Raw genomic sequence first — 23,619 nt, forward strand, 5'->3', positions numbered from 1 at the left:
GTTTATTTTTCTCGATGAACCAGAGCCTGAGTTATTTCATACAAGCTTTGATAATAGGATTCATTTACCTTTTGGATTTCTTCCAATTGAGAAAATCCAGTGCTGAAAAACTCGTTCATCTTGTCCTCGGCAAGCTTCTTGACACCTATCTTTTCATACAAGCTCTTGACTGCCTGTACTTTTTCCTGAGGGTCAAATTCTTCCAATTGAAGCCAATGGTTCAAGATTTTGGCATCTTCACCTTGAGCTAATTCCAAGGCTTTTATCAATAAGAAAGTCTTTTTGTTGGAAATGATATCTCCACCGACCTGCTTTCCGAATTTTGCCTGATCTGCGAAGACATCCAAAAGATCATCTTTCAGCTGAAAGCCCACTCCAATACTGACACCAAAGTCATAAAGTCGTTCCTGATCTTCTTTGGAAGCATTTCCAAGTAAGGCACCGAGTTTCAGGGCAAATCCCAATAAAACAGCAGTCTTCAAGCGAATCATCTCCAAGTATTCCCCTTCGGTGACATGATCCCTAGTTTCGAAATTCATATCTAATTGCTGCCCTTCACAAACTTCTGCTGCAGTCTGATTAAATGCCTTGATGATTTCTCCTAATTGCTCGGCAGGACTCGGAAGTAAAAGTTCATAGGCTTTTACCAGCATTACATCCCCTGAAAGGATTGCCACATTTGGATTCCATTTTTCATGGACTGTTTCCTTTCCTCTACGAAGTGGAGCTTGATCCATGATGTCATCATGCATCAAGGTGAAGTTGTGAAAAACTTCCACTGCTGCTGCTTGGCTCAGAATTTTTTCAGGATCACTTTGGTAAAGCCCATAGGAAAGCAAGCTCAGTAAAGGTCTGATTCGCTTTCCTCCTAATTTTAAAATGTAACGGATGGGATCGTAAAGTTCATCTGGCTTTTGGCCAAATGGGTAGCTACTCAGAAAGGATTCTAACTTATCTAGAAGTTCTGGAGCGAGTTGGTTTTTCGTCATTTTCTGCAAATTCCAGGTCGATGGTTCGTCGGTCAATATCGGTATTAACTACACGAACCCAAACTTTGTCTCCTAAGGTGATCATTTTTTTTGATCTGGATCCGACGAGTCGCATGTTTCGCTCGTCAAAATCATAATAATCGTCGGTCATATCTGCGACCCGAACCATACCTTCGCATTTGGTTTCGGTGATTTCTACAAATACGCCCCATTCAGTCACCCCTGATACAATTCCCTCGTAATCCTTTTCTTCAGCCAAGGCCATGTATTCCACCTGCTTGTATTTGATGGAAGCACGCTCAGCATCAGCCGCTCTTTTTTCCCGATCTGAAGAATGAATGCATTTTTTTTCCCAAGGCTCGGCTTCAGGTGATTTTCCTCCATCTAAATAATGCTGAAGTAGGCGATGAACCATCATGTCAGGATAACGCCTGATCGGAGACGTAAAATGGGTGTAGTGTGCAAATGCAAGGCCGAAATGTCCTTTTGGCTCCGTGGTGTATTTGGCCTTTGCCATGGATCGTATCGCCAATTGCTCCAAAACATTTTGCTCTGGTTTTCCCTGAATCTCATCCATGAGTTTGTTGAGGGAAGAGGAGACTTGGCGTTCACTGTCTAATTTTAGCTGATGCCCAAAACGCTTGGCAAAGCCCGAGAATATTTCCAATCGATCCATATCAGGGGCATCGTGCGTCCGGTATACAAATGTATCCATGCCATTATGCTTCTTAAAAATGAATTCAGCCACATGTTTATTGGCTAAAAGCATGAATTCTTCGATCAGCTTGTGAATATCTTTTCGCTCCTTGACTATCAGTCCAAGTGGAGTTCCTTTTTCGTCTAGCTTGAACTTCACTTCAACGGTTTCAAAATTCACAGCTCCATTTTGAAATCGGCGCTTTCGGATTTTTTTAGCCAGTTCATTGAGATGTGTTAGCTCCTCAAAAAAGTCTCCTGATTGCTTGTCAATATTTTCCTGAGCATCCTCATAGACAAAGCGTCGATCCGAATGAATGATCGTTCTTCCAATCCAATGACTAAGGACTTTTGCTTCCTCATCCATCTCGAATACACAAGAGAATGTCAGCTTATCTTCATTAGGTCGAAGAGAGCAAAGCCCATTACTTAAGTGCTCAGGAAGCATTGGAATTGTTCGGTCTACCAAGTAGACAGAGGTAGCCCGGTCATAGGCTTCTTTTTCCAGAGCAGTTTTAGGCTGGACATAGTGCGTGACATCTGCGATATGAACTCCAATTTCCAGATTTCCATTTTCCAATCTTCGGTAGGAAATGGCATCATCAAAGTCCTTTGCATCGGCTGGATCGATGGTGAAAGTAGTGATGTTCCGAAAGTCTTTTCGTACTTTGATTTCCTTTGGGCTGATGGTGTCAGGAATAGCATTTGCTTCGGCTTCAGCTTCTTTTGGATACTCAAAAGGAAGACCGAATTCAGCCATAATAGAGTGAATTTCAACTTCATGGACTCCTGCTTTCCCGAGGACTCGAGTGACTTTTCCAGTAGGATTTTTATCTCCTTCACGCCATTCGGTCAATTTGACCACAACTTTCTCATTATGTTGTGCGCCTTTCAAATCGCCTCTATGCACGAAGATGTCTTTGTGCATTTTTTTAAAGTCGGGGACCACAAAGGCAAACCTTGGGGAAATCTCTACTCGACCTACAAATTCATCACGAGCTCTTTCCAAAATTTCCAAAACTCGACCTTCGCTCCGCCCACTTCTTCCTTTGGTAGGGTAGACCATGACTCGTACCCGGTCATCATCCAAGGCTTGCTTGAGGTCCGCTTCTTTGACCAAAATATCACCATCGGTCGCTTCAGGGTCATCTGGAATGATGTAGGCAAAACGGGGATTGACATAATCAACCTTTCCTATGATAAATTCGGGATCCTTTTTGGAGGAATAATAGTTCCGGGGACTTTTCGCTATTGTGCCATTTTCAACGAGTTTGATTAAGATAGGCTCAACAGCTCCTTTGGAAATTGCGTCTCGCATTTCTAGCTTTTTGATTATTTGCTTAGAGGAAAATTCCTCTCCGTAATGATTGTCTAAAAATGATTTGATTTTCCGGGCAAGCTGTGAAGCTTTTGGAGATTCACCTCCGGAATGTTTCGAATTTCTTCTGTTTGATTTTCTTCCCATACTGGGTTAATTGATTTTTAGAAAAGTCCCAAAAAGCATCAGGACTTTATTTATGTTCTTTTTTAAGGTTTTCGAGATGAACTATTTCTATGTCCATCTCATCAATGCCTGGATTCATCGCTAAGTAAACCCGGGCTGTCACTTCCACATCCTGGAGGCAATATTTTTTGATTCGCTCCATATCCTTTTCCAAATGAAAGGTAGTATTCACCTGACTTCCATCAAGGTCGTCTTTCGAAGTAGGAATACCAAAAACTGAAGCCAATAATTCGAGCCGAGTGTAATATTTATAGTCACCGAATTTCCATAATTCCATGGTATCCAAATGGCGGATTTCCCATGGTTTCTTTCCTGCAATTTGAAGTGGTTCGGGTAGAGGGACGCCTTGAATCAGCATCCTTCGGCATAGGTAAGGAAAGTCAAATTCCTTTCCGTTATGAGCACAGAGTACCCATTTTTTCTTTTGTAGCAATTCTGACAATTCAATCAATAGATCCCGCTCGTTCTCATGTTCGAAGACTTTGGATCGAAAGATTAATTTTTTGTCTTTCTTTTTCCATTGGAAATATCCCACCCCGACGCAGATAATTTGCCCAAATTCAGCATGGACTCCTGCTCGGTCAAAGTATAGGGAGCCTGGTTCTATAATCCCATCCGGATCTTTTTGAAGATGTTTTTCTTTTTTGATCCATTCTTCCCGGAGACGCTCATCCAGCTCTTCAAATCGCTCTGTCAGGGAGGCGGTCTCAATATCCAAAAACAAAATGTCTCCTAATTGACTGAAAAAATCTGCCATAATAAATCTAACTATGTAAAACCCCTTCTAATCCAAGTTCAGGGATCATTTGCTGCAGTGAGGGGTCAAAACTGCCAGGAGTAAATATAAACTTTTTGTCAAAAATCTGATCGAGGATATAATAACTCACCCAAAACTCATTAGTTAGACGAAATACTGCTGGATCTATAGGTTCTACTTTCGCCACGCATTGCGGACCAAGTTCCTTAATCAAATGGCGAAGTGTTGAGGTTTTGCGCTGTTCTCCATCCAGCTCTCCATATCCTCGAGAAGTAATCATCACTGTATTTAGTTCGATCAAATTCAAATTGATGATGTAAACTCCCCATTCGGTGCCCGTTTCTGTTTCTTCTTTGGCGATGGCAAGTTTTACCCCAGTGACAGGGGCAAAATCAATATCTTTTTTCATGGGTAATTCTGAATATTAGCTGCGCAAAGTTATATGAGTTCCATTTCAAATAAGTCCACCAAATGCTTCTTGACTTTTTCCTTCACCTCTGATTCATCCACTGGTCGGCCCAATTCTAAATGCAGCGAAGTGACTGCTTTATCATCGATACCACAGGGAATGATATGTCCGAAGTAGTTCAAGTTTGCATTGACATTGAAAGCAAAACCATGCATGGTGACCCATCGGCTTGATTTGACACCCATGGCGCAGATTTTTCGCGGATTCTCCTGCCGAATATGATCAAGCCAAACTCCTGTAAGTCCATCGATTCGACCTGCTTCTATGCCATATTCTGCAAGTGTTCGAATGATAGCCTCCTCCAAAAACCTTAAATATTTATGTATATCGGTAAAGAAATTTTCGAGATCTAAAATGGGATATCCGACCAATTGCCCTGGCCCATGATAAGTGATGTCACCTCCTCGGTTGATTTTGTAAAAAGTGGCATCATTTGCTTTTAGTCCTTCTTCATCGAGTAGAAGGTTTTCTAATTTTCCACTTTTCCCTAAGGTATAAACATGAGGATGCTCAACAAAAAGCAAATGGTTTTCAGTAGGAACCTGTTCCTCAGCTGGCTTTTTTCGATTGCTGATCTTGGTAGCAACGATATCAGCAAAAAGCTTTTCCTGATAATCCCAAGCTTGCTGATAATCCATGCCACCTAGGTCTGTGAATTTTACTTTTTTGTTGATAAATTCATTCATAATAAGAAGTTACTCATGCCTTTTTCAACTGCGGGAAAGAGGCTTTCGTTCGGATTTTTCAAAATTAAACAATTCCCAAATGGCAGAACATCTTGAATCAGGAAAGCGTGCCGAAGAATTGGCTTGTCAATGGTTGGAATCGAAGGGCTATGAGTTTTTAGAGAAGAATTTTCGCTACAAACATGCCGAGATTGATCTCATCATGAAATATAAAGGCCTGTTGATTTTTGTGGAGGTCAAATTTCGATCGGGTACAGGTTTTGGCTTTGCAGAGGAGTTTGTGGATTATAGCAAAAAGAAATTACTTGTAAAGGCTGCGGATGCTTACATTCATCAAATAGATTGGCACCAGGATATCAGGTTTGATATTGTTGGCGTTTACAGAGACAGAAATGGGAATATCAATTTTAGGCATTTTGAGGATGCCTTTTATTAAACACATTCAATTATGAAAAATCTAATAATCACCTTTCTTTTCCTGTTGATGACAGGAGTCGTATTTGCGCAAAGCGACAAAAAGGACCAACAAATCATCGAAGATGCAGCAGAAGCTAAAGCCGCTTTTTTGGAGGATGACCCAAGCATGAGTCAATTCTTCAATTCTGCTTATGGGTATATTATTTTGCCTAATGTAGGAAAAGGAGGTTTAGGAGTTGGGGGAGCAGCAGGAAATGGTGTGGCCATTGAGCAAGGAACGCAGATTGGATTTGCTCGGATGACCCAAGTAACTATAGGTTTTCAGGCGGGAGGACAAGCTTATAGTGAAGTGGTTTTCTTTGAAGATAAAGAAGCTTGGGAACGGTTTAAAAATGGGAAAATTGAAATGGCTGCCCAAGTGTCCGCTGTGGCGGCGGCATCGGGTGCTTCCGCCAATGCTAAATATGTGGATGGTGTAGCTGTTTTCACCCGGACCAAGGGAGGCCTGATGTATGAAGCCTCTGTTGGAGGTCAGCAATTTAAATTCAGGGAAAATTAATTCGCTTGATCGCTTCGGTATACGAGGTTTCCTTCTTTATCCCATTCAGCTCGAATATAAGGTTTGAACTCATCCATATAGGGTTCTTCCTGATATTGTATTTCCCGCTTTCGGATAGCTCGTGTATTATTGGTGTCCCAGTATTCTGTCCATAACCCCACTTTCTGTCCATAGCGGTATTCACCCGTCACGGCCACTTGACTGTCTTCGTAAAAATGATAGAAATATCCTTCCTCCAGCCCATATTGAACAGGGATGATTTTTTCTATGGTTTTGGAGGTCCGGTTGTAATAAGTAATGCGGGATTCCTCAGGCCATCCCTCTTGAAAATGATTTTTATCCTGAAGAACATTTCGGTTGTCAAATAGCATCCAGGTGTTATGTTTCATTCCATAGTAATACATCCCACTTTCTACAACCACATCATTGATTCTCCGCTCATAGGGACCATGTAGGAGGTATCCCTGGCCGGCTTGGTAATCTTCCCGCTTGATGGCTTTCTCTCCTGGATCGTACCAATAGACATCCCGAATGTATGGGTCTGGCTGACGAGTGGCTTCTGTATAATTGAAAAGCTCAAAAATTTCTTGGTTTCGAAGTGTCTGACGGATAAATCCTCTGCGCGTTTTTATGCCGAAATAAATATTTTTCCGCTCCTTCTTTTTCCGTTCTTTTTTCTCCTCTTTTTCATCTCGATCATCAAAAAGCAATAAAGGCATTGTCGTGGGCAGGACCGAAGTATTGACAATGCCTGTACTGTCTGGGTCTGATTGTTTTTCACTCGTTGTTTGCCCCCAGCTTTTGGAGAGGAAAAAAGTAAATAGGAAAATGGCAATGAATATACGCTTCATATTGGAAAAACGGGATTTTTTCATCCGTATTTTACTCAAAAATAACATTTCAAGAGCAATTCTATCAGATTGTTTAGAATTAATAATCTTCTGCCTATTTTTGAGGAATTTGTAAAAAAATCAATTAAAAAATGAATTCTATTCTATCAGATCGCATCTTGAATATGGAGGAATCAGCAACCCTTGCGATGGCCAAAAAGGCCCGGGAGCTGAAATCTCAAGGAATCGATATCATCGGACTCAGTTTAGGTGAACCGGACTTTAAGACTCCAAAGCATATTCAAGAGGCTGCAAAGGCGGCCATCGACGAGGGTAAATATTTCTCTTATCCTCCCGTAGCTGGCTATCAGGATCTGAGAGAAGCAATTGCAAAAAAACTTCGAGAAGAGAATAACATCCAACAAGCCAAAGCTGAGAATATCGTTGTTTCTACCGGAGCAAAACATTCCATTGCCAATACATTTATGTGCCTTTTGAATGAAGGTGATGAGGTGGTGATTTTTTCTCCCTATTGGGTGAGTTATGCAGAGATCATCAAGTTGGCAGGAGGTGTTCCTGTATTGATTGAAGGGACTTTAGAAAATAACTTCAAAGCAACTGCAGCTCAATTGGAAGAAGCAATTACCGACAAAACCAAAGCAGTTATTTTCTCATCTCCTTGTAATCCAACTGGTTCGGTATTCAGTAAGGAAGAGTTGGAGGCAATTGCGGACGTGATAAAAGCTCACGATGGAATCATGGTGATTGCTGATGAGATCTATGAACTTATCAATTTTACAGGAAAGAACTTCAGCATCGCTTCCTTACCGGGGATGTTTGAGCGGACTATCACAGTCAATGGTTTTTCAAAAGGATATGCAATGACTGGCTGGCGAGTAGGATACATTTGTGCTCCTGTTGAAATTGCCAAGGCAGTTGAAAAAATACAAGGTCAATTCACATCGGGTGGTACAGGTATCGCTCAGCGTGCTGCATTAGCGGCTATTTCAGGAGATCAGACTCCTACTAAAGAAATGGCGGATGCCTATTTCAAAAGGAGACAACTTGTTCTTGAATTGCTCCAAGAAATTCCAGGGATAAAAACCCATATTCCAGAAGGAGCTTTCTATTTCTTCCCGGATGTCACTTCCTATTTTGGGAAATCAGCACATGGACATTCTGTAAATAACGCGGATGATTTGTGCTTGTATTTGTTGGATGTGGCTCATGTTTCCTTGGTGACTGGCTCCGCTTTTGGCGCGCCTAATTGTGTAAGATTGAGTTATGCTGCATCAGAGGATGAGTTAAAAGAAGCCTTAAAACGACTGAAAAAAGCTCTGGGCGATCTCGCTTAATTCTTATAAATCCTGGCCAATTGGCCAGGATATTTTTTTGCCCTTTTGGAAAGGCTTACTTTTGAGAAAATTTTTGCCATGGAAAAGGTCCTTGTAATCACTCCAGTAAAGAATTCTATTGAAACGACTTTGGATACAGCAAAAGCGATCGCTGAGTCGGATGTGCAGGTCAAACACATTATTTTCAATGATTTTTCTAGTGAGGAAACCAAGAAGGAGCTTGAACGGAATCAGGAAAAATTGGGCTACGAATTGGTCCATTTGGAAGATATCACGGATCATCCATCTCCGAATTACAAATTGGTTCTACAGATTTCCCAGAAAAGAGCTCTTGAATATGGATTGCCGCTTTTAGTGATTGAGTCAGATGTGGTTGTAAAAAGGGATACCATTAGCAAATTGCTTGAATATCAAAGGGAAAAAGAAAATTCTGCTTTAGTGGGATCGGTGACAGTGGATGAAAGGGGCGATGTAAATTTCCCCTACCTGAAATTTAAAAATGTCAAAGATCCTATCATTTCAACCAAGCGGAGTTTGAGCTTTTGCTGTACTTTATTCTCGGAGGACTTTTTGAAATCCTATGACTTTTCCGGATTGGATGATGCCAAGGATTGGTATGATACATTCATTTCTTCAAAGGCTTTGGAGCAGGGCTTCGAAAATTATGTTTTGATGAATGCTCCGGTGTGGCATAGACCACATGGAAGCCGACCTTGGAAGCAATTGAAGTATAAAAATCCGCTTAAATATTACTTTTTGAAGTACTGGAAAGGATTGGATAAGATTTAAATTCCGGATTTAAAAAAACGCTCGAATTCTTTTGGCGGATTTAGCATAGCCAAGGTATCTCTTCCGAATTTTTGAAGACGATAATTATTGATTCTCAGTAATTGATAGCATTCCTCTAATTCTTCCTTCGGTAAATTTTCATTTTCGAAAATGATAGCCCTAGGCTTCGTTTTTCCAATGTCAAAAATTTTAATTACCTCCAAATCATACCCTTCAGCATCAATTTGCAAGAGGTCAATTTGTGATACATTATATTTTTCGAGGAGGGTTTTAGGAGAGATGACTTCTACATCTACCTCAACAATTTGTTCTTTCGGGTCTTTTGGGATTTCAAGTCCATATTTTTTGCAATTCAAGGCTACAATCCCATTTCGAAAATGATCCTTTATTTGTTCCAAAGAAAAAGAAGCCAGACCCGTGGCCCATCTCATGGTAGAGAAGCCTATTTTGTAGAGTTTTTGAGTCCCGTCTTCTTTGCCGATTGCGGCACAAATGGGATAAAGCCCTTCATTGTATTGATAGATTTTTTTTAACTCTTGATTATATACATCAGGTTGAGGCTCTAATAGTACACCTTTCCATCTATCCCGTTTGATGAATTTATGTATTGGATCATGGGTAATTCCGTCGTTTGCTCCAATTTGGATAACATAAAAGTCTCCTTTTTTGGATAAGGAGTATTCGGAAATAAATTCTGCTAAACTGCCTTTTTTAGGTTTATAAAGGTATTTGTAAAATCCAATAAAGGCCGGATTATCATTCGCGCTGAGGTTGAATCGAAGATTTTTCCAAAAAGCTTTGAAGCTGGCCTTTAGTTTATGTTTTAGCATGCAGGGTTATTTTTCCTATTTTGGGAACTGATTCTCTCAGTTCTTTAAGAATCAAAAATAAATAAATCTAAAGGAAAGAAGGTTTATTTATCCAAAACTTGAATTAAAGGCAAAAAAGTAACGAGTTAGTGTACACGGTTTATGTCTAATCACTTGATTTATACAGTAGTTACCAATAATTACGACAAGGTGAAGCCCGTTATTGGGGTTGAAGGATTTGATTTTTGGCTGTTTACGGATCAAGAGGATTTGAAAATTGAAGGATGGGAGACGAAAGTCTTGCCTAAATCAGAGAACCCTATTAAGCAACAAAGACTTTTGAAGATCAATAGTTGTGAATTCACGACTCCCTATGAATTGACAATCTATATGGATGGTAACATGGAAATCATCCAAAATCCACAAAAATTTTTAGATAAGTTTTTCCGGGGTGGGTTTTTGACTTGTGAACATCCCAAGCGAAGCAGCCTAGCTGAAGAGGCCAAAGAGATTTTAAGAAAGAAAAAGGACTTGCCTGAAAATGTAGAAAGAACCTTGAATTATGCAAAAGCTATAGGCTATCAAGATGATCTAGGATTATTCGAAACCATGGTTCTTGTAAGAGATAAATCTCCAGAGGTCAGGGCTTTGGAAGAGTCATGGGCCAAAATTCTTTCTGAATATTCTCATCGGGATCAATTGAGTCTGCCTATTGCTTCCTATCTCACAAAGGTGCCGATCCATATTATTGAAAGAACGGAATTATTCAAGTACATCAAGCGAAACAGAGGCCATCATATATCCCTGAAGTTTCGGAAAAAGGGTGAAGCACCCTCTTCTAAGCTAGATTTTTTTAAGTGGCTTGGATTGAAGAAATAGGGCTAAGTCAGGTCGTTTTTTCTTAATTATAAGGTCAGTAGAAACTTTCGCTTTGTTTTTGATAGGAAAATCCAAATAAAAATTTGGATTAATAAAATAACTAAGTAAATTTATTTCGGTGATTAAACAACTTTTGTCAATTATTCTTTAAAAAAATCAGAGGATAATTCCTTTATTTTCCTATTATGATGTTTTAAAAATCCGGATTAGCCATCCGGATTTTTCTTTTATTTACACTTTAATCTTAACGGTAATTCCTTTGCGACTTCCTATTGCAGTTCTTTTTTCGGGTTTTTTGTTTCTGTCAAGCTTAGCGGCTCAAGCTCAGAAATCAGAATATGATTCCAATTATGTTGAGGTTCATCCGGAGCTTTTTGGGTTGAGGTTTTATTTTTCTAAAAAGTATACCAATGTTGCCATCAATGTTCCTGATCAAGATAGGCGTCTTATTTTTCGTCCAAATTCAGGAAATAATCTTGGTGTGGGGTTTACCTACCAAAAATTTACTTTGAATATTGCTGGACCGCTTTCATTTTTGAATCCCAACAGACAATTAGACTTCCCGAAATATTGGGATCTTCAGGCTCATATGTATCCAAAGAAAATGATCATTGATTTCTTTGGACAATTTTATGACGGTTTCATTCTCAGTGAAGATCAACTACAAAACTCTGATCAGGATTACTTACGAGAAGATATCAAGCTTCGAAAATATGGCTTGAATGTGAATTACCTCTTTCATGGAGATAAACTTTCTCTTCAGGCTGCTTTTAACCAATCCCATATCCAGAAAAAATCTGCTTTTTCACCATTTGTTGGTTTCGAGGTATATGGTGGGAAAGTAACAGGGGATTCATTGTTGATTCCGAGTACGGAGCAGCTTGAATCTGTCAATTTTCGGAGGGTGAATTATTTTCAGTTCGGTCCAAAGGTAGGCGGGGCAGGGACCTTGGTTTTTGGAAAGGGCTTTTTCCTAACAGGTGTCGCAGGGATCAATTTAAGTTTGGGTTATGCTGAATGGGAAAATAGCTCTGTTGAAGAAAAATGGGGGGCTTTTCCAACTTTTTTCCTGAGAGGGTTCGCCGGTTATAATACTAAGAAGTTTTCCATTAATGCGAATTATGTATGGAAAAATCTGGCCCTTGTACAAGAGGAACCATTCGACCAAGCGATCAACACCGGAAATTACCGGATAAATTTTGTATACAAATTTGGGGTTGGGAAGTCATTTGAAAAGAAATTCCAAAAATTCAATCCTATCCGTCTGATCAGTAAAGATTGATTGTTTTTGCCTTGGGCTTTCTTTGATTTCACTTAGCTTTGAGTAATCAACGAAAACTACAAGCAACATGGATAATCGATTTGGTATCGCTGAATCTTTGGAAAGATTAGGGGTGAAATCCCAAAATTTAGGTTCTTCAACAGGGGAATCTTGGTTGGATTCCGGCAAAGACTTTTTCTCTTCTGTCTCTCCCGTAGATGGTTCGATTATAGCCGAAGTTCAGGAAACTAGTTCCGAGACCTATGAGTCTGTAATTTCCACCGCCCAAATGGCATTTGAAAAGTGGCGTTTGGTACCCGCTCCCAAACGAGGTGAAATAGTAAGAGAAATTGGAAACGCTTTACGGGAAGTAAAAGCAGATTTAGGCAAGCTTGTATCCTTCGAAATGGGGAAATCTTATCAGGAAGGATTAGGAGAAGTTCAGGAAATGATCGATATCTGTGATTTTGCAGTAGGATTATCCAGACAACTTTATGGTTTGACTATGCCATCCGAGCGTCCTGGGCATAGGATGTACGAACAATGGCACCCGCTTGGAATCGTCGGAATTATTTCCGCATTTAATTTTCCTGTTGCTGTTTGGTCCTGGAATGTTGCCTTAGCTTGGGTTTGCGGAGATGTGACCGTGTGGAAGCCTTCAGAAAAGGCTCCACTTTCCGGAATTGCTTGTCAGCATATAGTCAGTAAGATTTTCAAAAAACATGGGATGCCTGAAGGTATTTCGAACCTGATTATTGGGGATTACAAGGTAGGAGAGCTTCTTTCTCATGACCCGAGAGTGCCTTTGGTATCTGCTACAGGTTCTACTCGCATGGGTAAATTGGTAGGAAAGGCCGTGGGAGAGCGTTTGGGTAGAGCCCTTTTGGAATTAGGAGGAAATAACGCCATCATCATTACCGAAAACGCAGATTTGGATATGGCTATTCGGGGTGCACTTTTTGGAGCGGTGGGTACGGCAGGTCAGCGTTGTACCAGTACAAGAAGGCTGATTATCCATGAGAAAGTATATGATGAGGTGAAAAACAGATTGGCTTCTGCTTACAGTAAATTAGTGATAGGGGACCCATTGGATGAGCGAAATCATGTAGGACCATTGATCGACCGAGCTGCAGTAGAGATGTATTTGAAAGCAATTGAAAAAGTGAAGGAAGAAGGAGGGAAAGCTGTGGTAGAAGGTGGAGTTTTGAGTGGAGCAGGTTATGAATCTGGATGCTATGTCAAGCCTGCGATTTATGAGGCTGAAAACCATTTTGAAATTGTCCAGCATGAGACCTTTGCCCCGATTTTATATTTGATCAAATACAAAACTTTCGCTGAAGCAATCGCTCTGCATAATGGAGTTCCTCAAGGACTTTCTTCTGCGATCATGACTACCAATATGCGTGAAGCAGAAACTTTCTTGTCCGTTGCAGGATCTGATTGCGGAATTGCCAATGTGAATATTGGTACCTCCGGCGCAGAAATCGGAGGAGCCTTTGGTGGCGAAAAAGAAACTGGAGGTGGTCGCGAGTCAGGTTCAGATGCCTGGAAAGCTTATATGCGAAGACAAACGAATACGATTAATTACTCTACAGAATTGCCATTGGCGCAAGGAATCAAATTTGATATTTAACTGAAAAAAATAATTCTAGTTTAAAGTCCTCAGTAATTGTTTATTGAGGACTTTTTTCAATATCAGGTTTCTCTTCCGTGACTTTTATATAATGTGTTTTGAATCTACCTCAGCACATGATTTAATGGAAAAGGAAAAAAATGATTTTTTCAGGGCTTCGTTGGTTAATCAATGTTTTTACGATAAATGATTTTCATGGGGTAGTCCATGTTTGGGACTTTAAAATCAAATATCAATTTATTTTCTGTTACTTCACTGACTTTCAACCGGGTTGGAATACTTGAATATGTGTCAAGATACGATAGTATAGAATCCGTTTCGTTAAATAACCAAGTAGTTTTTATTTGTTTGTACTCCTTTTTATCAACCACTGTCATGATCAAAGAATCTTTGGTGAAAAAATTCATTTGATCCTCCTCTCTAAACTTGACTAGCCAATTCCATAATTCATCATCATTGGCTACTTGGTTTTGGACAATTTGAGATACTAAAAATGATTCATAAGGTTCATGGAGTTCTAGTTTCCAATTTCCAAGAAGTTTGTTTTGAATCGAAGTTTGAGAATAGGTGTTTGCTGAAAGATTTAGTAAAGCAAAGAAGAATAAAAATATTTTGATTTTCATAACAAAAAGAACAACTATTTTGAAATTAAAATATTCTTAATTGCTTTTATGTCAGGACGGTTTTGATTTAACAAATTTTAATGGGTGCGTAAAAAATGAAAATTTCAAAAAATAAAAAAGCCCCAGATTTCTCTGAGGCTAATGTGGGAGCTGAGGGATTCGAACCCCCGACCCTCTGCTTGTAAGGCAGATGCTCTGAACCAACTGAGCTAAGCTCCCGAATGGGTTTTTTACTTTCAAAAAGATGTGGGAGCTGAGGGATTCGAACCCCCGACCCTCTGCTTGTAAGGCAGATGCTCTGAACCAACTGAGCTAAGCTCCCATCTTTAGATTCCCGATCCATTTGAAAGGGAATGCAAAGGTAATTTGAAATTTATTTGAAGCAAATAAAGGGTTTTATTTTTTTTAATCAATTTGATAAATGATTGATTATGAGTTGGAAAATTTCTTCTTCATTTACTCAATATTCAACATCACTCCCGCTCTAAACCATCGGCCTGGCATTTGGACTGTTCCAGCTTCAATGTAATCGGTATTTGTGATATTGGAGGCTTCTGCAAAAACTCCAATTTTTCCAGCTCGATTATAATCAACTCGCATATCCAAAAGGAAATAGGGGTCTTGTCCCATCCGTTCGATGAACCGCATTTTGGTATTCCATTCCACCTTCTTTCCTATCCCCAAAAGCAGTCCGCCTAACAGCTGATTTTTGAGGGCAGTTAAAGCATAGCGGGTTTCTGTTCCAGGTTGCTCAACCAAATCAGCATTAATGTAATTGTAGGAAAACATGGCCTCTTTGACTGAAAATAGACTAGAGTTGTTATTCCATCGGTAAGTGAATGCTAGTTCGATTCCATCAAAGTTCACTTGATTAAAGTTTTGAGGTTGCCACGGTGTGTCTGCGTCAGGCCGGGTCCATTCTATGAGATCATCCGTTTTCCGAATGAAATAAACTGCCTCTGCAAAGAATCTTCCCTCAATCCACTTTGCTCCAATTTCAAAGTTTTGGGCTTCTTCCGGAAGTAGATTTTCATTTCCAATGTTTGTTGGGCCTACGTAGTATAAATCTGTGTAGGTTGGGATTCGAAAGCTTTTTCCCAAACTGGAATAGAATCGAAGGGCGTCGGTAGCTTGAAAACCAGCTTCCATTCCGGGGAAGTGTTTCCATCCCCAGTCATCAAAATAATTGGAATAAATACCTGCTCTAAAATCAAACCGATCCCCCAAAGGAATAAACTGCTCCAAAAATATTCCTCCAAGCGTACGGTTTCTTGCGCCCAAATTGTTGCTTTCTAGTTTTTCTTCCCGGATTTCAGCTCCAAAACCAGTTTTCCCCCAACTAGACTCCAAGCTTCCGTTCAGTTCCAGAGCATAAATGTTGGAGATATGATTGTTTTGATAGAATTCAGGTTCATTTCTTCTGAGTCGGTACTCATCTTCATTCTTTCTCCAGTATGCTCGTGTATTTAAATAAAGGTTCCGATTGGAGAAAGTGTGACTTATAGCTCCTAAGCTAGTCTGAATGCTTTCCCATTGGTCAGGAAAAGCGCTGGTATAAAAACCATTTGCTCCGAAAGTTCTATCGGTATAAGCAATCATTCCTCGGATAGAATGGTTTTCATTTAAATCCAATCCTCCTTCATAGAAAAGGTTGCTGACTTGATAATCTGAATTATACCAATGTCCATTGGATTTATCTCGGGAAAGACTCAAGTTTTGCTTGAATGAACCTAAAGGAAGTGAGCCAGCAAAACTCAATCCCTGCATTCCAAAATCCCCTGCATAGCCTTGCAATCTCATGCTACGTTGGTCACTCAATTCAGTGATAACATTTACTGCTCCGGCATAGGCATTTTGCCCAAAAATCCGAGCTCCCGGTCCTTTCAAAACCTCAACCCGATCAATATTTATTAGTGGAACAGGGATATTCATCATATGATGCCCGGTTTGTGGATCGGTAAGTTTGATCCCATTTAGAAGCATGAGCGTCTGATTAAAAGACCCACCACGAATACCTATATCTGCTTGAACTCCTGTTACACCTCGTTGGCGAACATCCACTCCCGGAACAAAAGCAAGTGCTTCCTGAAGACTTCTTCCAGGAGTTGTTTCTAGCTGTGGTTTGGTTACCACAGAGATATTCCTGTTTTGTTTTGAGAAGGGAATTTGAAGTCTGTTTTCCTGAATAATGATTTCTTCCAGGTTTTGGGATACAGTATCCACTTGCCCCCAAGCATAGGCGGTCGCCAACAATGCTGCGAAGGTCAATAGTACTTTTCTCATAAAGATCAATGCGTAATAGTAAGGCAAAGTTGGAGCGTAAAAATTCCTTATCCAATTTTTAGATGGATGTAAAAAATGGTTAATGCTAGATGTACTTGTGTAAAATAGGCTTGATAAAACTCTTCTTGTCCGTACTTTTAAGGAACAAACAAAAAATAGAAATATGGTTAGAAAATTAGCTTTTGGACTGTTGTTTTCGATCAGTGTTGGGGTCGGGGCCAGTTTTGCCCAACAGGGTTTAGCAAATAATCAGGCAGATTTTGGTGAATTTATTGACCGTAAAGGGACCTACACCCGGACAGCTTCCGGAAAGCCAAGTGAGAATTACTGGCAAAATGAAGCTGATTACCAAATTGAAGTCACCCTAAATGAAGACGAGCATGTTCTCAGTGGAAAAGTGACTATTGATTATACCAATAACAGCCCAGAGGAATTGGAGTTTGTTTGGCTTCAATTGGAGCAAAACCGATTTACAGAAGACTCACGTGGAGCTTTGACTACGCCTATCCAAGGTTACCGCTACAATGGGGATGCCGATGGAGGTTTTGATATTTCGGCTGTCCAGGCAAAAGTCGGATCTAAGGGCTCTGTTTCTTCCAAATACCTGATCAACGATACCCGTATGCAGGTTTGGTTTAATGAACCAATTCCGGCAAAAGGAGGAAAAGCGACCATTTCTATGAATTTTTCCTTCAAAGTTCCTGAGAAAGGGATGGATAGAATGGGGAGACTGAAGGTGGAAGACGGATGGATTTATGCTTTTGCCCAGTGGTATCCTAAAATGTCTGTATTCGATGATATTGAAGGATGGAATGTCGAACCATATTTGGGAGCTGGTGAGTTCTACTTGGAATACGGTGATTTTGATTATAAAGTGACCGTTCCATACGATCACATTGTGGTAGGATCAGGGAAGTTGATGAATCCAAAAGATGTATTGTCAAAAGAACTTCAGGATCGCTATGCAAAAGCGCAAGCGAGTGATGAAACAGTTTATTTGGTTTCTCCTGAGGAGATCCAGAACACGGAGCTAACTCGTCCTAAGCAGGAGGGAATGATTACTTGGCATTTCCAGATTGAAAATTCTCGGGATGTGGCTTTTGCTACTTCTAAGACCTTTATTTGGGATGCAGCAAAAATCAATTTGCCTAGTGGCAAAACCATTCTGGCTCAATCAGTATATCCTAAAGAGTCGGATGGGGAAGGAGCTTGGTCTAGATCTACAGAATACTCCAAAGCTTCCATCGAGCACTATTCTCAGATGTGGTTCGAGTTTCCTTATGAAACAGCTACCAATGTGGCAGCAGACATCGGGGGAATGGAATATCCAGGTTTGAACTTCTGTAGATATACTTCCAAAGGAGAAGGACTTTGGGGAGTGACTGATCATGAATTTGGCCACAACTGGTTCCCGATGATCGTTGGTAACAATGAGCGCCGCTACGCCTGGATGGACGAAGGATTCAACACCTTCATCAATCACTATAGTACCTTAGCTTTCAATGATGGGGAATATTCCTCCAATCTGAATCAAACCCGACGATACAACAATTACTTCCTCAATGACAATCGAGAGGGAATTGATACCTATCCAGATGTGGCAAGAACTTCCAACTTGGGGATGGTCGCTTATATGAAGCCAGGAATTGGGTTGATTATGTTAAGGGAATACATTCTGGGGCCTGAGCGTTTTGACAATGCTTTCCGATCTTATATCAAGACTTGGGCTTATAAGCATCCACAGCCTTCTGATTTCTTTAATCATATTGAAAATGTGGCTGGAGAAAATCTTTCTTGGTTCTGGAAAGGTTGGTTCTTTGGAAATGGAAATATTGACCTAGCGATAAATGGTGTGGTACCTTATGCAGGAAATTATGTGGTTGTTCTCGCAAATAAAGGTGATATCCCAATGCCAGTGTTATTGGAAATCGAATTTGAGGATGGAAGCAAGGAGCGTCAAATGATTCCGGTAGAAATCTGGCAGCGAGGTGATACTTGGAATCACATGATTAAGACTGATAAAAAGGTCACTTCGGTTACCATTGATCCGGATAAAATTTTGCCTGATGTCAATTTAGGAAATGACCATTGGCCACAGCCTATTTACGACGAAGATTAAAATTACAAACCCGATCAAAAATTCAATTGATCGGGTTTTTTCATTTAAAAATCATCGTTGATTTCCAGCCAATAGCCATCGGGATCCTGGATGTAAATTTGTCGCACTCCGTCTGGTCTAGTAGTGATTTTTCCTTTTTCCCCTGGCCAATCTTCAAATGGATAATTGGTTGATCTAAGCCGGGCTACAAAACCATCCATATCTGCAATGCTGAAGCAAAGGTGGTTGGTTTTGGAGATTTCTTGTGGTATCTCAGTCGCTTCGATAAGATGAAGCGCAGCACCTCCTCCTATATCATACCAAGCATGCAATCCATCTTTGAATGGCTCTTCGATTTCCGTCAGATTCAAGATTTTTTGATAGAAGTCCATACTTTTCTCAAGATTAGAAACATGGACTGCTATATGGTTGACTTTTATTTGGGCTGTTAAGGTTTGAGTTACCATAAGGATGCAAACTGTGAAAATGAAGTGTTTCATGTGATTATGCTCGATTTTTAAACAAAGAAGGTACAGCTTTTTGCCAAAAATCTCCTCGGAATAAAACAAAAAAGCTGACCCTGTTAGGAGTCAGCTTTCAAGTGAAGTAGTATTTATTATTCTTCTTCTTCGATCATCCTGCTGAGGTCAGCAGCCATCGCGATTCGGTCTGCTTCATCAAAAAGCTTTATGGCTTGTTGGTAAACCTCATTGATGTCATTTATTACCATGTAGAAGGCATCATCATCGTACAATTGTCTGCCTAAATGAGCTTTAATCAAAACCTTCAAATAGTCTTTGGACTGATTGAAATCCTCTTGGTCAAATTTTACTTTATTTTTCTCTCCGATAGCAACCAAATCTCGTAACATTGCATCGCTTACTTCATAGCTTTTATAATATTCCTCAAGGCTCATATCAGTAAAGTCATCCTTGTGTTTGTTGCTGAAGTCCAAGATGAATTCTCTGGAAGAATCTGAGTTGAATAATCGAGTCACATAAGCTGAGCTGTAAGTGGTATCCAAAGGAACAAAGTAGTCTGGCATGATTCCTCCGCCACCATATACGATTCGGCCTTTCTTAGTCTCGTATTTTAGGCTATCGTTGAATTTGATGCTATCCGCTGAGAAAAACTCTCCATGCTCATATCGCTCAATCCAATCCCGCTCGTAGGCTTCATAATTGGAATCGTAAGGTTTTTGGATAGATCGTCCAGACGGTGTGAAATAGCGAGCGATAGTCAAACGGAGTTCAGCCCCATCAGAAAGATCAATTGGCATTTGGACCAATCCTTTTCCAAACGTACGGCGACCTACGATTAAGCCTCGGTCATTATCCTGAATGGCTCCCGCCAAGATTTCAGATGCAGAGGCAGAACCCTCATTTACCAATACGATCACTGAACCATCTTCGAATAGTCCCGGACGGAAAGCATAAGCCTTTTGACTATACTGTTGAACTTTTCCTTCTTGAGAAACAATCAAATCACGATCACCCAAGATTTCATCTGCAATGTTGATAGCAGCGCCCATATAACCGCCAGGGTTGCCCTGAAGGTCAATCACAAGCTTTTTCATTCCCTGATTCTTCAAATCAGTGACAGCCTCTTGGAATTCATTATAGGTTGTCGCCGCAAATCGCGTGATTTTCACATAACCGATCTCATCATTGATCATGTATGAAGCATTGATACTGTATTGAGGAATCTTATCCCGGGTAATTTCATACGTGATCAATTCGGGCTGATTTTTCCGCTTGATGTCGACAATCACTTTGGAGCCTTTTGGTCCACGAAGAAGATCGAATACATCCCGGTTGGTAATTCCGATTCCGGCAACAGTCTCTCCATCTACGTTTATGATTTGATCTCCTGATTGAATACCCAGAGCTTCAGATGGACCTCCTGTCAAAGGTGCAACGACATAAATTGTATCGCGAATGATTCCAAACTCCACTCCAATACCATCAAATTCTCCGTCAAGTTGGGATTGAGCTAAAGAAGCATCCCGAGCAGGAATATAGCTGGAGTGAGGGTCTAGGTTTTCGAGCATTTTGGTGATCCCATATTCAACCAATTCGGTGGTATTGACACTGTCCACATAATCACGGTTGATGTAGGTCATAATCTCCTGCATTTTATACAAAGCTGCTCGGAGATCGTTCTGATTTTTTTCAGGCTCTGCAAAAGTGGCTCCAATCCAAATGCCTGCAGAAATTGCAAGAGCTAAAAAGATGGGAAGTCGAATTTGAGCTTTGGAATTTTTTGTATTACTCACAATGATTTGGTTTTAAGGAAATTCAAATAGCCAGACAACTTAGATTAAAACCTGAAGCTTTCCCAGAAATTTGGGATGGGGCCTAGCTTTCTTTATACGAATGTAACGGATAAAGGTCTGTTTTTGTCTCCTGAATTCTGTTAAAAATAATTATTTTTGCGCAATGCAGGTTCCCCAAAATTTTAATAAAACCTCCGTGGCTGACTTAGTGTCCCACAATTATGTTTTTGCTTCGGTCCTGCATTACTTCGGGATCAGTTTTTATCAATACCCTACTGACTCTCTAGAGCAAGTTTGTAAAAAACATCGGGTAAAGCCCAATCAGTTGATTTCAGAACTGGAATCATGGGCGGCTCGAAAAGAGCCAACACCGGAAGATCTATATCTGAATCCCATTGAAGTTTTGGTGGCCTATCTGAAAAAGAAGCACTATTACTTCGTCCGTCAAGAGCTACCATTTTTATCCAATTTGATTTCTGGAGTTCAGGCTGAAAAGGGCTTTGAGCAATTGATGGCAGATTTGAAAATCATGTTCCCGCTTTTTGTGGAGGATTTTATCCATCATATCCATGAAGAGGAAAGCCGTCTTTTCAAGCGAATTGAATTGCTACAGGATATTGAGGATGGCAATTTTGCCTTGCATGATGCATTGACAATTCTGGAAAAGGATCCTGTGCGTCTTTTGGCTGAGGAGCATGAAATCCATGATGATGAAATGGAAGGGATCCGGAAATTGACAGATAATTATTCCCTTGAAGATTCAGCCCCTTTGACGATGAAGGTACTTTTCCATGAGTTACAGAATTTTGAAAGGGAATTGACCATTCATGCTCAAATCGAAGACGAATTGCTGTTTCCAAAAGCAGTTGAGCTTGAAAAAGAAGTACTTCGAATGATCCATCAAAAAATCCGTACCAACTAATGGCTAGAATTTTAGCGATTGACTTGGGTACTAAAAGGACCGGTCTTGCTGTCACTGACCCCATGCAGATCGTGGCAAATCCGCTTGAAACTATCCCAACGGAAGATTTGTTGGACTTTCTGAAAAAGTACTTCGAAAAAGAAAATGTGGAGGATGTCGTGCTTGGTCTTCCGAAAAATTTACAAGGAGAATCTACCCAAATGACCGAAAATGTCTATCAGTTGAGAGAAAAGCTTGCAGGTCTTTTCCCAGCAAAAAAGATTCATTTGGTAGATGAACGATTTACTTCAAAAATGGCCATGCAGTCTATGATTAGCATGGGAAGCAAGAAAAAAGACAGGCGTGAAAAATCCGGAAATCTGGATAAAATAAGCGCTACCATAATCTTACAATCCTTTCTGACACAACGATGATTTACCCAATCGTAGCCTACGGCAACCCTATATTAAAAAAAGAAGCTTTGGACATTCCTGAAGGAGAAAATGTTCAGGAATTGATCGATTCCATGTACGCAACCATGGATCGGGCAAATGGGGTAGGCCTTGCTGCTCCGCAGATCAATCAAGGAATTCGACTTTTTGTAATCGATAGCAGTTTGATGCTTGGTGAAGATGATGAAGAAAAAGGAATCCGCCGGGCATTTATCAATCCAATTATTCTCGATGAATACGGTGATGACTACGGCTTTGAAGAAGGCTGCTTGAGTATTCCTGATGTTCGGGCTGAGATTATCCGCCCTGAAAAATTGACCATCGAATATTACGATGAGAACTGGAATCTAAAAGAGGAGGAATTCTCCGGTATGACCGCCCGTGTGATTCAGCATGAGTATGATCATTTGGAGGGAATTCTCTTTATTGATTACCTAAACGGGTTGAAAAAACGCTTGATCAAGTCCAAATTGATCGATATCAGTAAAGGCAAAGTGCCGACTGATTACCGCATGATTTATCCTCTTAAATGAGTCCCGCTCCAAACCTCCAAATTGCCTTAATACAGACTGATCTATTTTGGAAAGATCGGGTTGCAAACTTGGCTATGCTGGAGGAGAAAATATGGCAAATTCAGGGTCCGGTTGATTTGATTTTACTTCCGGAAATGTTTCCAACGGGATTTACCATGGAAGTGAAGGAAGTAGGCGAACCTATGAACCTCCATGTGACGAAGTGGATGCAGCAGATGGCCAAACAAAAAAAATCCGTCGTTGCCGGAAGTGCCATCATTCATGAATCCGGCAAATATTATAATCGTCTTCTTTGGGTGAGTCCTTCCGGGAAAGTTGATTTTTATGATAAACGCCATCTTTTCCGGATGGCAGATGAGCATCAGTTATTTTCGGCAGGAAATCAATTACCCATTTTTGAGATAAAAGGTTGGAAAATCTGCCCTCAGATTTGCTATGATCTTCGATTCCCTGTTTGGTCTAGAAATAAAGTCCAGTCAGAGGGGCAATTGGCTTATGATCTGATTTTTTATGTCGCCTCTTGGCCGGCGGCTAGAGTATCTGCTTGGGATGCCTTGCTTCCTGCCAGAGCAATTGAAAACCTTGCATATTCCATTGGCCTTAATCGAGTGGGTACAGATGGTAACAAGATCCTTTATAATGGGCATTCTGCAGCATATGATTTTAAAGGTGAATGCTTGCTAAATTTCGGAGAAGAAGAAAGTATTCAAATTGTAAATCTTGATTTGGAGAAGCTGAAGGAATATCGCAAAAAGTTTCCTGCATGGAGAGACGGGGATTCTTTTCAGTTGGAATAAAGCCCATTCAATGGGTCTGATTTA

The 23,619-nt window shown here is 40.4% G+C and carries 23 protein-coding genes and 2 tRNA genes; 12 read left to right on the top strand and 13 right to left on the bottom strand.

What is annotated here, in order from left to right:
- Positions 1 to 2: 2 nt before the first annotated feature.
- From NY014_RS16065 to lipB, 5 genes are read right to left on the bottom strand one after another with little or no spacing between them, the layout of a single operon-like run.
- Positions 3 to 989 carry a polyprenyl synthetase family protein gene (locus NY014_RS16065; RefSeq protein WP_259415563.1) on the bottom strand — a complete coding sequence of 329 codons (987 nt, stop codon included), beginning with the start codon at positions 987 to 989 and terminating at the stop codon, positions 3 to 5.
- Positions 952 to 3,150 carry a ribonuclease R gene (rnr, locus tag NY014_RS16070; RefSeq protein WP_259415564.1) on the bottom strand — a complete coding sequence of 733 codons (2,199 nt, stop codon included), beginning with the start codon at positions 3,148 to 3,150 and terminating at the stop codon, positions 952 to 954. Before rnr ends, NY014_RS16065 begins: the two co-directional genes overlap by 38 nt.
- A 46-nt stretch (positions 3,151 to 3,196) precedes the next feature.
- Complete coding sequence (locus NY014_RS16075; protein WP_259415565.1) at positions 3,197 to 3,946, bottom strand: 3'-5' exonuclease; 750 nt, start codon at positions 3,944 to 3,946, stop codon at positions 3,197 to 3,199.
- A gap of 7 nt (positions 3,947 to 3,953) precedes the next feature.
- The gene (locus NY014_RS16080; RefSeq protein WP_259415566.1) at positions 3,954 to 4,355 is read right to left on the bottom strand and encodes a hypothetical protein; all 402 of its coding nucleotides are present in this window, start codon (positions 4,353 to 4,355) and stop codon (positions 3,954 to 3,956) included.
- A gap of 29 nt (positions 4,356 to 4,384) precedes the next feature.
- Positions 4,385 to 5,101: a lipoyl(octanoyl) transferase LipB gene (gene lipB / locus NY014_RS16085; RefSeq protein WP_259415567.1), complete on the bottom strand. Its 717-nt coding sequence runs from the start codon at positions 5,099 to 5,101 to the stop codon at positions 4,385 to 4,387.
- A gap of 79 nt (positions 5,102 to 5,180) precedes the next feature.
- On the opposite strand from lipB, the gene NY014_RS16090 reads away from it, so the two are divergent.
- Positions 5,181 to 5,537, top strand: a complete 357-nt coding sequence (locus NY014_RS16090; protein ID WP_259415568.1) for a YraN family protein — start codon at positions 5,181 to 5,183, stop codon at positions 5,535 to 5,537.
- A gap of 12 nt (positions 5,538 to 5,549) precedes the next feature.
- Positions 5,550 to 6,077: a YSC84-related protein gene (locus tag NY014_RS16095; protein ID WP_259415569.1), complete on the top strand. Its 528-nt coding sequence runs from the start codon at positions 5,550 to 5,552 to the stop codon at positions 6,075 to 6,077.
- Here NY014_RS16095 and NY014_RS16100 read toward each other — a convergent pair.
- Entirely contained in the window at positions 6,074 to 6,928 is an 855-nt protein-coding gene (locus tag NY014_RS16100) for a toxin-antitoxin system YwqK family antitoxin (protein ID WP_259415570.1), read from the bottom strand. The two genes, NY014_RS16095 and NY014_RS16100, sit on opposite strands and share 4 nt — an antisense overlap.
- Before the next feature lie 131 nt (positions 6,929 to 7,059).
- On the opposite strand from NY014_RS16100, the gene NY014_RS16105 reads away from it, so the two are divergent.
- Together NY014_RS16105 and NY014_RS16110 are read left to right on the top strand one after the other, a co-directional pair.
- A complete protein-coding gene (locus NY014_RS16105; protein WP_259415571.1) occupies positions 7,060 to 8,262 on the top strand; it encodes a pyridoxal phosphate-dependent aminotransferase in 1,203 nt (400 codons plus the stop codon).
- 78 nt (positions 8,263 to 8,340) lie between these two features.
- The gene (locus tag NY014_RS16110; RefSeq protein WP_259415572.1) at positions 8,341 to 9,051 is read left to right on the top strand and encodes a glycosyltransferase family 2 protein; all 711 of its coding nucleotides are present in this window, start codon (positions 8,341 to 8,343) and stop codon (positions 9,049 to 9,051) included.
- Here the strand turns inward: NY014_RS16110 and NY014_RS16115 are convergent.
- Complete coding sequence (locus NY014_RS16115; RefSeq protein WP_259415573.1) at positions 9,048 to 9,881, bottom strand: FkbM family methyltransferase; 834 nt, start codon at positions 9,879 to 9,881, stop codon at positions 9,048 to 9,050. The genes NY014_RS16110 and NY014_RS16115 overlap by 4 nt on opposite strands.
- A 141-nt stretch (positions 9,882 to 10,022) precedes the next feature.
- On the opposite strand from NY014_RS16115, the gene NY014_RS16120 reads away from it, so the two are divergent.
- From NY014_RS16120 to amaB, 3 genes are all read left to right on the top strand, one after another.
- Positions 10,023 to 10,739, top strand: coding sequence for a glycosyltransferase domain-containing protein (locus NY014_RS16120; RefSeq protein WP_259415574.1), 717 nt, complete (start codon positions 10,023 to 10,025; stop codon positions 10,737 to 10,739).
- Positions 10,740 to 10,998: 259 nt separating this feature from the next.
- Positions 10,999 to 12,021, top strand: a complete 1,023-nt coding sequence (locus tag NY014_RS16125; protein WP_259415575.1) for a DUF4421 domain-containing protein — start codon at positions 10,999 to 11,001, stop codon at positions 12,019 to 12,021.
- Positions 12,022 to 12,088: 67 nt separating this feature from the next.
- Entirely contained in the window at positions 12,089 to 13,633 is a 1,545-nt protein-coding gene (gene amaB, locus NY014_RS16130) for an L-piperidine-6-carboxylate dehydrogenase (RefSeq protein ID WP_259415576.1), read from the top strand.
- Positions 13,634 to 13,797: 164 nt separating this feature from the next.
- On the opposite strand, the gene NY014_RS16135 is transcribed toward amaB, so the two are convergent.
- From NY014_RS16135 to NY014_RS16150, 4 genes are all read right to left on the bottom strand, one after another.
- Positions 13,798 to 14,256: a hypothetical protein gene (locus NY014_RS16135; protein ID WP_259415577.1), complete on the bottom strand. Its 459-nt coding sequence runs from the start codon at positions 14,254 to 14,256 to the stop codon at positions 13,798 to 13,800.
- Between the two features lie 144 nt (positions 14,257 to 14,400).
- Positions 14,401 to 14,475 (bottom strand) — tRNA-Val (locus tag NY014_RS16140).
- A 28-nt stretch (positions 14,476 to 14,503) separates the two neighbouring features.
- Positions 14,504 to 14,578 (bottom strand) — tRNA-Val (locus NY014_RS16145).
- A 134-nt stretch (positions 14,579 to 14,712) separates the two neighbouring features.
- Positions 14,713 to 16,539, bottom strand: coding sequence for a TonB-dependent receptor (locus tag NY014_RS16150; RefSeq protein ID WP_259415578.1), 1,827 nt, complete (start codon positions 16,537 to 16,539; stop codon positions 14,713 to 14,715).
- A 163-nt stretch (positions 16,540 to 16,702) separates the two neighbouring features.
- Between NY014_RS16150 and NY014_RS16155 the strand changes: the two genes are divergently transcribed.
- Entirely contained in the window at positions 16,703 to 18,658 is a 1,956-nt protein-coding gene (locus NY014_RS16155; protein ID WP_259415579.1) for a M1 family metallopeptidase, read from the top strand.
- A gap of 44 nt (positions 18,659 to 18,702) precedes the next feature.
- On the opposite strand, the gene NY014_RS16160 is transcribed toward NY014_RS16155, so the two are convergent.
- Together NY014_RS16160 and NY014_RS16165 are read right to left on the bottom strand one after the other, a co-directional pair.
- Positions 18,703 to 19,137: a VOC family protein gene (locus NY014_RS16160; RefSeq protein ID WP_259415580.1), complete on the bottom strand. Its 435-nt coding sequence runs from the start codon at positions 19,135 to 19,137 to the stop codon at positions 18,703 to 18,705.
- Positions 19,138 to 19,253: 116 nt separating this feature from the next.
- Entirely contained in the window at positions 19,254 to 20,912 is a 1,659-nt protein-coding gene (locus NY014_RS16165) for a S41 family peptidase (protein ID WP_259415581.1), read from the bottom strand.
- Between the two features lie 163 nt (positions 20,913 to 21,075).
- Between NY014_RS16165 and NY014_RS16170 the strand changes: the two genes are divergently transcribed.
- Genes NY014_RS16170 through NY014_RS16185 form a run of 4 tightly spaced genes read left to right on the top strand, consistent with a single transcriptional unit; the run spans position 21,076 to position 23,595 of the window.
- The gene (locus NY014_RS16170; RefSeq protein WP_259415582.1) at positions 21,076 to 21,834 is read left to right on the top strand and encodes a hemerythrin domain-containing protein; all 759 of its coding nucleotides are present in this window, start codon (positions 21,076 to 21,078) and stop codon (positions 21,832 to 21,834) included.
- The gene (ruvX, locus tag NY014_RS16175; protein WP_259415583.1) at positions 21,834 to 22,247 is read left to right on the top strand and encodes a Holliday junction resolvase RuvX; all 414 of its coding nucleotides are present in this window, start codon (positions 21,834 to 21,836) and stop codon (positions 22,245 to 22,247) included. The genes NY014_RS16170 and ruvX overlap by 1 nt, the downstream gene beginning before the upstream one ends.
- On the top strand, positions 22,244 to 22,798 hold the full coding sequence (gene def, locus NY014_RS16180; protein ID WP_259415584.1) for a peptide deformylase: 555 nt from the start codon (positions 22,244 to 22,246) through the stop codon (positions 22,796 to 22,798). The genes ruvX and def overlap by 4 nt, the downstream gene beginning before the upstream one ends.
- Positions 22,795 to 23,595, top strand: coding sequence for an amidohydrolase (locus NY014_RS16185; protein ID WP_259415585.1), 801 nt, complete (start codon positions 22,795 to 22,797; stop codon positions 23,593 to 23,595). Before def ends, NY014_RS16185 begins: the two co-directional genes overlap by 4 nt.
- The last annotated feature ends 24 nt before the right edge of the window (positions 23,596 to 23,619 follow it).

The organism is Algoriphagus limi, from assembly GCF_024919275.1.
Taxonomy (GTDB): Bacteria; Bacteroidota; Bacteroidia; order Cytophagales; family Cyclobacteriaceae; genus Algoriphagus; species Algoriphagus limi.